The 10,207-nt window shown below is 62.6% G+C and carries 7 protein-coding genes and 2 pseudogenes; 3 read left to right on the plus strand and 6 right to left on the minus strand.

Features of this window, described 5'->3' with window-relative positions:
* Positions 1 to 92: 92 nt before the first annotated feature.
* A pseudogene (locus tag ABIE58_RS19435) lies at positions 93 to 650 on the plus strand (IS5 family transposase); the annotation flags it as partial.
* A gap of 699 nt (positions 651 to 1,349) precedes the next feature.
* Here ABIE58_RS19435 and ABIE58_RS19440 read toward each other — a convergent pair.
* Genes ABIE58_RS19440 through ABIE58_RS19460 form a run of 5 tightly spaced genes read right to left on the minus strand, consistent with a single transcriptional unit; the run spans position 1,350 to position 6,647 of the window.
* Positions 1,350 to 2,360, minus strand: coding sequence for a TRAP transporter substrate-binding protein (locus ABIE58_RS19440; RefSeq protein WP_354546289.1), 1,011 nt, complete (start codon positions 2,358 to 2,360; stop codon positions 1,350 to 1,352).
* 25 nt (positions 2,361 to 2,385) lie between these two features.
* Positions 2,386 to 3,678, minus strand: a complete 1,293-nt coding sequence (locus tag ABIE58_RS19445; protein ID WP_354546290.1) for a TRAP transporter large permease — start codon at positions 3,676 to 3,678, stop codon at positions 2,386 to 2,388.
* A 2-nt stretch (positions 3,679 to 3,680) separates the two neighbouring features.
* A complete protein-coding gene (locus ABIE58_RS19450; RefSeq protein ID WP_354546291.1) occupies positions 3,681 to 4,124 on the minus strand; it encodes a TRAP transporter small permease in 444 nt (147 codons plus the stop codon).
* Positions 4,125 to 4,170: 46 nt separating this feature from the next.
* Entirely contained in the window at positions 4,171 to 5,619 is a 1,449-nt protein-coding gene (locus ABIE58_RS19455) for a mannitol dehydrogenase family protein (protein WP_354546292.1), read from the minus strand.
* Positions 5,619 to 6,647 (minus strand): L-idonate 5-dehydrogenase, encoded by a 1,029-nt coding sequence (locus ABIE58_RS19460; protein ID WP_354546293.1) that lies wholly within the window; start codon positions 6,645 to 6,647, stop codon positions 5,619 to 5,621. The genes ABIE58_RS19455 and ABIE58_RS19460 overlap by 1 nt, the downstream gene beginning before the upstream one ends.
* A 119-nt stretch (positions 6,648 to 6,766) precedes the next feature.
* Between ABIE58_RS19460 and ABIE58_RS19465 the strand changes: the two genes are divergently transcribed.
* Both ABIE58_RS19465 and ABIE58_RS19470 read left to right on the plus strand, forming a co-directional pair.
* Entirely contained in the window at positions 6,767 to 7,594 is an 828-nt protein-coding gene (locus ABIE58_RS19465; RefSeq protein ID WP_354546294.1) for a MurR/RpiR family transcriptional regulator, read from the plus strand.
* A gap of 17 nt (positions 7,595 to 7,611) precedes the next feature.
* The gene (locus tag ABIE58_RS19470; protein ID WP_354546295.1) at positions 7,612 to 9,582 is read left to right on the plus strand and encodes a bifunctional 5-dehydro-2-deoxygluconokinase/5-dehydro-2-deoxyphosphogluconate aldolase; all 1,971 of its coding nucleotides are present in this window, start codon (positions 7,612 to 7,614) and stop codon (positions 9,580 to 9,582) included.
* Positions 9,583 to 9,961: 379 nt separating this feature from the next.
* On the opposite strand, the pseudogene ABIE58_RS19480 reads toward ABIE58_RS19470, so the two are convergent.
* Positions 9,962 to 10,027, minus strand: a pseudogene (locus ABIE58_RS19480) (hypothetical protein); the annotation flags it as partial.
* Positions 10,028 to 10,207: the final 180 nt, after the last annotated feature.

The raw sequence follows: 10,207 nt of genomic DNA on the forward strand, positions 1-10,207 counted from the left end.
CCGTGGTCAACAAGGCCGAACCGGCGCACACCCGCCCATGCGGCGCGCGCTTACGCGCCGCATGGGCCCATAATAGCACAATCTCCAGACACAAGCCCGAGGGCGAATGCGAGTGGCACACCGGCAAGCATGGCGGCTCGAAACGGCGCCAGTGGCGCAAGATCCACCTCGGTGTGGACGAACAAACGCTGGAGATCCGGGCCATCGAAATCACCGGAAGCCAGATCGGCGACGCGCCGATGTTGCCCGATCTGCTTGGCCAGATTCCCGCTGACGTGTAGATCGGCTCGGTTACCGCAGACGGAGCCTACGACACGCGCAAGTGCCATGACGCCGTTGCTGACCGCGGCGCACACGCCGTGATCCCACCCCGCAAGAACGCCAAGCCGTGGAAGCCATCGACCGCGGGGACCATCGCCCGGAACGAGGCCCTGCGCGCGTCGAAATACCTCGCCCGCGCCATCTGGCGAAAGTGGAGCGGATACCACCGCCAAAGCCGCGCCGAGACGAAAATGCATTGCGTAAAGCTGTTGGGGCAGAGCCTCATGGCGCGCGACTTCGACCGTCAGGTCGCCGAACTCCAAGTCCGAGCCGCCGTGCTGAACGGCTACACCGCGCTTGGCATACCTGTCACAGAGCCCGTAGGATAAGTGTGTCTGGGGAAAGGGGAAGTCCGGGGCTCACACCTTTTGCGCAACAAAGCCCACGCGGGGTGTAAGCGGCGTGATGACAATCGAGGTCGGGCCCGATCTGCTGCTGCGCATCCCGGACGATGTTGCGGTGGAGCGTGCAGCGGCGCTTGTGCAGGCGCTGCGGGGCGCGTCGTGATCGTCGCGGTCCAGCGGCTGCCGATCCTGATCGCGACGAATCCGGTGGATTTCCGCTGTGGCCATAATGCGCTGGCGCTGATCGTGCAGACGGAGTTAAAGTCAGCTCGATGATCTCCTCCCGCCGAACTTCGACACGTCAAGCTGAAATGCACGTGCCCCGCAGCCGTCGCCTACAATCCAACAACGCCGCTTGCAACATCAAAAACAAGCAGCATAATCAATCACACAAACGAGCCAGAGCCTCCAATGCTCAAGCCGCTCCGATGTCCCATTTTATATGACGACGGACAGTCAGACAAATTCAACTTCAAGGCGCTGGACTGACGCGAGATCACAAAACGGAGCCCGCGCGGGAAGTCAGTGGCCCGGGCTCGAGCGCAGAGGCGAATCTCCCACGTCCGCTACCGACCTTCGGAGCTCTCGCCTCTATGGCGTCGTTGGGGACGATCGGGTGCCAGCCGAAAACCAGGCACCGTATACGCCCGAGCAGCGGTGCCGCTCGGGGGCTTTATACTTCGTTTACTGCGAAAGCTCCCCCGCCATCGCGTCCTTCATGATCTGGGTCGCTTCATTAACCCATTCCGCGCCGCCGATATCGTCTGAGAACCCCGGCCAAAGCGCCTTTGCTGCCTCCTGCCACTTCTCCTCGTCCTCGGGTGCACCACTCAAAGTAATGCCGAGTTCGACCAACTCCCGTTTGGCGGCCTCGGTCTCTTCGGCCGAGACTTGGCGCTGGTACTCCGCAGCCTCTTCGCCAGCGAGGTTCAGCACCTCCTGCAGGTCCTCTGGTAGACCTTGATAGAACCGCTCGGATACGATGATCGGGCCGGACCAGATTAGGTAGTGGATCTCCGTGATGTAGTCCTGCACCTCATAGAACTTCGATGAGATCGCCGTCGTGTAAGGATTTTCCTGCCCGTCGATCACGCCCTGCTGAAGCGCCGGGAACACCTCGGCCCAAGCCATCGGCACCGGATCGACGCCCCACGACTTGAACGTCTCGATGGCGATATTGTTCTTGGACACGCGAATCTTGAGATCCTGGAGGTCGTCGAGCGTCTTGACCTCGCGTTCACCGTTCGTAAGCACGCGGAAGCCCTTCTCGAAGTAGCCGAGGATGCGTACCCCGGCCTCCTGCGGCAAGCGCTCGTTCAGGGGGGCTTTCAGCGCATCCATGGCGGCATGCGCTTGGTCGGTCGACGTGAAGGCGTAGGGCAGCATCATTACACCCACGGACGGTGCCAGCGGTACAAGATTGCCGGTGTAGAGGATCTCGCTTTCTATCGAGCCAGTGCGCAGCGCCTGTGCAACCTCTTGTTCCGAACCCAACTGGTTGGACGGGAAAATCTGCACATCGATGCGGCCATCGGAATAGTCTTCGACCAGCTCCTCGAATTTTACCGCCCCCTTGTGGGTAGGATTGTTCTCGTTGTCGCCGTGCGACAGGCGCATGGTATATTCCTGCGCAGTTGCGGTGCTTGCGGCGAGCGTCAGCGCCAGTGCGGTGCCCAGTTTCAGCATGGATGTCATGGGGTTTCCTCCCTTTGGTGGCTGTTTAATTGACGAAACCCAGAAGACGCGGCAGCCAGAGCGTCAGTCCGGGGACGAAGGCGACTATGATCATCACGGTGATTTCGGCGCCAAGAAACGGCAGGCTTGCCCTACTAACCCGCTCGACTGATGTGCGCCCGATCTCGGAGGCTACGAACAGGTTCACGCCGAGGGGCGGCGTCGAGTAGCCGATCTCGCAGGCAATCACGAAGATGATGCCGAACTGGATGGGATCGATCCCGACGCTGGTCACGACCGGCAGCAGCAGCGGTGTCAGGATGATGATCTGGGTCAGCGTCTCCATCCACATCCCTATGAAGACCAGCAGGACCAGAATCACCAAGATCAGCGCAACCGGGTTTGACACAGTGTCGATCAGGAACCCGGACACCAGCTGGGGGATCTGCAGGATCGACAGCAGCCGACCGACGATCCGGCCTGTCACCAGCACCAGCATCACCGTGCCCGTGATCCGCGTGGCGTAGACTGCCGCGTCGGTGAAATTGGTGAGCGTGATCTCGCGATAGATGAAGATCCCGACGAAGAGGGCGTAGAGCACGGCTACCACGGACGCTTCGGTCACGGTGAAGATGCCGCCGTAGATGCCGCCGAGGATCAGCACGGGAGCGAACAGTGCCCACTTTGCCTCCCACGCCGCGCGGCCGATGGCGCGCAAGCTACGTGCGCCGGTGGTTTCGGAGGAATAGCCCCTCCGGCGACTGATCAGTGCACTCGCGCCGAAGAGGGCAAGGGCCAGCAATAGGCCAGGGATGACGCCCGCCACGAACAGCGCGCTGATCGAGGTCTCGGAGGTGACGCCGTAGATAATCATCGGGATCGAGGGCGGGATGACCACGCCGATGCCCCCAGCAGACGAGGTGATCGCCGCGCCGAACCCGCGGTCGTAGCCGTCCTTGATCATCGCCGGGATCATGATCGATCCGATCGCCGCCGTGGTGGCTGGACCCGAACCCGAGATTGCGGCAAAAAACGTGCACGCCACGATAGTCACGGTGGCCAAGCCGCCCGGCGCGGACCCAACGATAGCGCGCGAAAAGCCGATGAGTCTTTCGGTCAGACCGCCTTTCTCCATCAGCGTGCCGGCCAGGATGAACATCGGCACCGCGATAATCGTGAACTCGTCCACCGCAGTATAGGCGGTTTGCACGAGATAAGACAGCGGCAGCCCGACTATCGTCATTGCGATGACAGCGGCGAGGCCGATCGAGATGCCAACCGGCACCCCGATCAGCAGGAAGACGATGAAGGACAGGGTCAGGGCGAGGGTAGGATCCATGCTTACTCTCCCCGTCGGCTGTCTTCGGGTAGCTCGCCGTGCCGCCAGCGCCGGATCATGACCTGCACTACGCGCATCGATAGGAGCAGAAATCCCAGAGGAACGATCATCTGCACCCAGACGAGATTGATGCCCGTGGTTTGCGAGATGTAAGGGAATTCGAACATCGAGACAGTGAAGAAATAGCCATGCCATATGACCACGGCGTTGAAGACCAGCCAGAGGCAGTCGGCGAGGGTCAGCATCACCAGCCGTGCCCTCTTGGGCAACATGTCGAGATGGACTGCCACCCGGATGTGCCGATCCCCCTCGGCCGCCATGATGAAGCCGAAGTAGACTGCCCAGACGAAGGCAAATCGGCTGACCTCCTCAAGCCAGCTGAACGCCTGTCCGAAGCCGTAGCGCGCGATGACCTGAAAGCCGAGCAACGTAACGACGAGGGTCATCAGCGTCGCGCCAACCCATTCTTCGAGACTGCGTCCTCCGAGCCCCCTACGCATTGGCGTTGCTCCCTGTGTTGTCGCGCAGAATGGCACGCAGCCGGTGCGGGTCGCCGGCGCGGATCAGGTCGAGCCAGTCGGCCACCTGCGTCTTGAAGACCTCCGAGGCCGCGAGCGGTTCGGGGAAGAGCGGGGCGCGCACCACGGCATCTGAGACTGCACAGGCTGAGCCCGCCGCGTCGCGCGCAGCGGCGACGCGGACCGAGCCGGGATCGGACACCGCAATGCCAAAACTGTCAGGCGTAGTGTCCCCAGCTTGGGCAATCCACCCGGCGACGACCGCGGCGTACTGGTCGAGGTTCTGGCCGGCCCGCAGACGCTCGGCCGCTGGGGCGAAGATGCGCTGGGGCAGCTTGAAGCTTGCATCGGTCGCGATCTGCGTCAGCGGGTGCACGATGGTTGGGTTGGCGAGCCGGTGCATCGTTGTTTCAGCGTAGACTTTGAGGTCCTCGCCAGGCGGACAGGATAGCGTCTCGGCCTGCGCGGCGAGAAAGCGGCGCGACCAAGCGGCCAGCGCGGGGTCGGTGACCGCCTCGTGCGAGGCAGTGCGACCGGCGAGCCGGCCCAGTTCCGCCAGCGCCGACTGCAGTCCGTTCAGCATCCGGTGCTTCATGTGCTCGAAGATTGCGACATCCGGGACGACTTGCACCCCGACCTCTTCCAGTGGCGGGCGTGACCCGGCGGCGAAGTGATCGGCGATAACCCACTGGCGGAACGGCTCTGCGACGACGCCGAGTTCGTCGCGATTGCCTGCTGCCGCGGCGAGCCGAGCGGCTGAAGACTCCGACATCCGTGGCACGATCCGGTCCACCATGCTGTCGGGAAACGCAACGTTATCTTCCACCCACGCGAACATATCCGGCCGGGTGCGCGCCACGAAGTCCAGCAGCACCCCGCGGAGGAGCGCTCCGTTCGCCGCCACATTGTCGCAACTGGCAAGCGTAATCGGGCCGCCGTCTATCTTGTGGCGCCGGTCCAGAATGGCGGCGAGGAACCCGACGGCGGTAACCGGAACCTCCGGTGACGTGAGATCGGCGGAAATAGCCGACTCCGGATCCAAGGTGGTGCTACCTGAGGCGTGGCAGTAGCCCTTCTCGGTGATTGTCAGCGTCGCAAAGCCGATCCCATCCCAGAGCGGATCGTGAGGATTGGGCTGGTGATCCACCCGGCGCAGGGTGCCGATTCGACGCACCAACTGTCCGTCCTGATCCTCGGTCAGCACAGCGTAGGTGCCTTTCTGCGCCGCGTGTACTGCCGTGATGTCGGGCGGCGTCAAGTTCAGCCCAGCCACACCCCAGTCGCGATGTCCCAGGCGGGCGAGGTCGTCGTAGTAGGTTTGCTGGTGGCCGCGATGGAATGCGCCAACTCCGAGATGCACGGCGCCTGTCCGCAGCGCGGCAGGCGAATAGGACAGCGTGGAAAGGGGCGAAGAACAGGCCATCAGAAGTGCACCATGACCTTGAGCGTATTCACCTTGTCTTGCGCGGTGCGGAAGACCGCATTGGGATCGTTGAGCGTCATGTCCGCAGAGATTATCGGCCGTAGGTCGACCTCGTCGTCCACGATTTGGCGCACAGCCTCGGCGAATTCGTCGACGAAGCGGTAGGTGCCGAGGATGCGCAGTTCGCGCGTCAGCAGCTTGGCCATGGTTATCGGTGCCGCGGGAGGCAGAAAGCCTACCTGTAGCAGCGTCCCGGCCGGGCGCAGCGCCTCAATGCAAAGGTCGAAGGCTTTCGGCGCGCCCGAAGCCTCAAACGCGACGTCGATGCGCGGCTCGGACAGGAAGGCCGTCACTTCCCTGGGATCGCCGGAGTTCAAGACATTGTCTGCGCCAAGCTCCCGGGAGCGGTCCAGTGCTGCGGGCACCACGTCGGCCATCACGATCTCGGCCGCCCCGGCGCGGCGCGCGGCTACCGCCAGAAGCTGTCCTATCACGCCCGCGCCGGTGATGAGGACGATCCGCCCCGATAGGTCGCCGGCGAGAGCGGCTGCATGCAGGGCCACCGCATATGGCTCGGCCATGGCAACATGGCGTAGGTCCGCATCTTCGGGCAGAGGGATACATTGGGACGCGGCGACGACTGGGCGCTCGGCGAAACCGCCATGCTGGTGTGGTCGGCGCGCCGCGCTGCCCATGAAGCGCATGTTGGTGCAGAGGTTCGTTCGGCCCTCGCGGCAAAAGGCGCAGCCGCCGCAGGGAAGGGCAGGATTAACGGCAACCTTGGTTCCCGGAGAAAGCCCCGTCACTTCGGGATGCACTTCGGCGACCGTGGCTGAGAACTCGTGGCCCAGCGTCATCGGATCGCGCACTACGGAATCCCCCACGCGCCCATGCGAGACGTAGTGGATGTCAGAGCCGCAGACGCCGCCATATGCGAAGGACAGGCGCGCCTCGCCGTCGGCGAGGGGCGCCTCGTCGCGCGTGTCGAGGCGTACATCCTTCGCCGCGTGGATCACGCAAGCCTTCATCTCGTCTCTCCTCCCACAGGCGAAATAATCGCTTGATGTGCAAAATTTTAGAACATAACATCCAAGGCATCGTCAAGATGGAAATTTTAGTCCATTAGATGCGCTAACGGGAGCGGACAATGGTAGCAGCTCAGAGCTATGAGGAGCTTCAGGCCGAAATTGCCCGGTCCTATGACCGGCTGAGCAAGCGTCTCAAGGTGATTGCCGACTTCGTTCTGAAAGACCCTTCTGGCTTTGCGCTGCGCAATACTGCCGGTTTGGCGAATGAATTAGGCGTCGCGCCATCGGCCATTGTGAGGTTCGCCCAAGCATTTGGTTTTTCGGGATTTTCCGAGATGCAATCGGTGTTCAAGAGCCAGATGCAGCAGGAGACGCGATCCTATCGCGACCGTATTCGGGCGTTAGAGCAGCGCAAGACCGGGCGCGGCACCGAGGAACTTGTCACGAGCTTCGTGGACGCGGGCATAGCATCGCTGCAGGAGATGCACCGTTCTACGCCGCTTGAACTTATCGAGGAGGCCGCCGAGATCATGGCATCAGCGCGGATGGTGCACGTTCTCGCGCAGAAGCGCACTTTCACTGCGGCCACCTATCTCTTCTATAACCTTGCGCGGCTGGAGGTTTCCGCGAACCTGCTCGACGGGGCTGGCGGTACGCTTGACCAGCAGCTGAACCTCGTCGCGCCCGATGACGCTGTCTTTGCAATCTCTTTCCAGCCAGGGTCCGAACAAACCGCATGTGCCTTCAGCCACGTGCTCTCGATTGGTGCGCGCACTATTGCGATCTGTGACGTGCCGCGCACTCCGTTCGTCAATGCGAACGTCCTGTTTCACATCACGGAAGCCTCGGTCGAGACTTTCCGCTCGCTCAACGCGACGATCTCGCTCGCGCAGATCCTCGCCATCCGCACGGGCACATTGTGCTCGGAGCGCAACGCAACCCGCTAACGCCCGGAGTCAGACCAATGTCCGAGACCGAACCGACCCTCGACGCGATCACGATCGGCCGCGCCTGCGTAGACCTCTATGCCGACCAGGTCGGCTGTCGCATGGAAGATGCGTTGAGCTTCTCCAAGTATGTCGGCGGCTGTCCGACCAACATTGCAGTCGGCGGCGCGCGCTTGGGCCTGAACATGGCGTTGCTCAGCCGGGTCGGCGCGGACCAGCACGGCACCTTCGTGCGCGAGACGCTCGAAGCTGAGGGCGTGCAGACCTTCGCATTGGGCACCGATCCCGACCGGCTAACGGCGATGGCTTTTCTCGGGCTGGAGGATGACCGGAGCTTTCCGCTGCTTTTCGCGCGAACCGACTGCGCGGATGCGGCTTTAACCGAGGACGACGTGGACCCTGCGGTGATCGCGCAGGCCAAGGCGGTCCTTGTGACCGGGACGCACTTTTCGCAGCCGAATCTCGAGGCTGCCAGTCGCAAGGCGATGGACGCGGCCCGTGCGGCGGGACGCAAGGTGGTGTTCGACATCGACTATCGCCCAAACCTGTGGGGGCTGGGTGGCGCCGGGCAGGGCGACGTACGATTTGTCGCGGATGAAGCCGTGACCGCGCGTGTGCAATCGATCCTGCCCGAATGCGACGTTATCGTCGGTACCGACGAAGAGCTGCACATCGCCGGTGGATCCACCGACACGCGCGAGGCACTACGTGCGATCCGGGAGCTCACCGACGCCCTGATCGTGTTCAAGACGGGCCCCAAGGGTTGCGTGGTCTATGACTGCGCAATTCCGGATGATCTCGGCAAGGGCATCTCGTCTCCCGGATTTCCCGTCGAGGTGTTCAATGTCCTCGGCGCAGGTGACGGGTTCATGGCCGGTTTTTTGCGCGGCTACCTCCGTGACCTTCCGCTGACCGAATGCTGCCGGATCGCGAACGCCTGCGGCGCACTTGCCGTATCGCGCCACGGCTGCGCGCCTTCTTATCCGAGCTGGGACGAGCTTCAGGTGTTCTTCGAGCGCGGCATTCAGGTGAAACGGCTGCGCGAGGACGCGGTGCTGGAACATGTTCACTGGGCGACGACCCGGCGCCGTACCTGGAGTGACATCTGCGCCCTTGCGCTGGATCACCGCGCCCAGCTCGAGGACATGGCGAACGAGACCGGCGCCGACGCTCGCGCAATCTCGCGTTTCAAGGAACTGGGATTGCAGGCCGCGCTGGCCGCTCGTGCACCCGGCGTCACGATCGGAACGCTGTTGGACGGACGTTACGGCCAATCTGCCCTGTTTGAGGCTGAGCGCAATGACATGTGGATTGGACGTCCCGTCGAGCAGCCAGGTTCCTGCCCCATCACATTTGAAGGCAAGCCGTCGCTCGGGGTCGAGATTGCAGCATGGCCACGCGACCACGTGGCAAAGTGCCTGATCTTCTACGATTTCTCCGACGAAGATAGCCTCAAGCGAACTCAGATGGCGCAGATGCAGCGGTTGCAATCGGCCGCACGCGACACAGGGCATGAGTTCCTACTCGAGATCATCTCGCGCAATCCCGGTCGGCCTGAGACCGAAACCGGAGACGCGCTGGAGGAGATCTACCGCGCCGGCATCCGTCCCGACTGGTGGAAGCTGGCAGAGCAGTCCGACGCGGGCTGGGAGAGGATCGATGCTGTAATCCACAAGCACGACCGATGGTGCCGGGGCGTGCTGATGCTGGGTCTGGACGCGCCCTTGGACACACTGTCGCGTAGCCTTGAGCGCGCAGCCAGGGTTGACATCGTGAAGGGCTTCGCGGTCGGACGGTCGATCTTCGGGGATGTGGCTCGCGCCTGGTTGGCCGGGGAGATTGCGGACGAGCGCGCAGTGTCTGACATGACCGACCGCTTCCGGCGACTCATTTCTATCTGGACAAAAGCGCGCACCGCCGATGAGGGCTTGGGATCGAGTCCGTACCCGTGTGGCAGCGCCCTACAGCCCGGAGATGAACCCCATTGAAATGGCCTTTTTACAAGCTCAAGGCGTTGATCCGGCGGGCCGCCGCACGGACATACGACGACCTTTGGCGGGGCGTTGGCAATGTCTGCGATCTCTTCACTGAGGAAGAGTGCTACAACTTCTTCAAGGCCGCAGGCTATGAAACTGAGTGAACGCAACTCGCTCTGATCGAGCCTACCAGAACACCCGACGGATCGCGGCCCAGCCTGACTGGGCCTGGGGCCACCGTGAGTTGCGCCGCAAGGGCGTGACGCTGTCGCTGTTGTGGGAGGAATATCGCGCCAATTATCCGGAGGGCTACGGATACTCCCGGTTCACCGCCCTTCACAAGCGCATTGCGGAAGCGGCAATGTGTGGTTTCATCCGGCACCGGCGCGTGCAGGCCCAGCCCGCAAAACACCATGAAATCCAGCCGCACCTTCAAGGCTCGCTTGTAAATCGGCATGCGAAAGTGACCCACTTGGGTGGGTTATGATCATCCAAAAATGACCCACCCCCGAGGTGGCAAAGCCCACAGGCGAGCGGCCACCAAATAGCGAGCTCGTCTTTTGGGCTTTGCTTGCGGAGCGTCAGTGATTTTCGCGGGACTTGCTCTGGGCGAAGCGATAGGATGTGTTGCCGGTCT

Source organism: Roseovarius sp. MBR-78, from assembly GCF_040547535.1.
Taxonomy (GTDB): domain Bacteria; phylum Pseudomonadota; class Alphaproteobacteria; order Rhodobacterales; family Rhodobacteraceae; genus Roseovarius.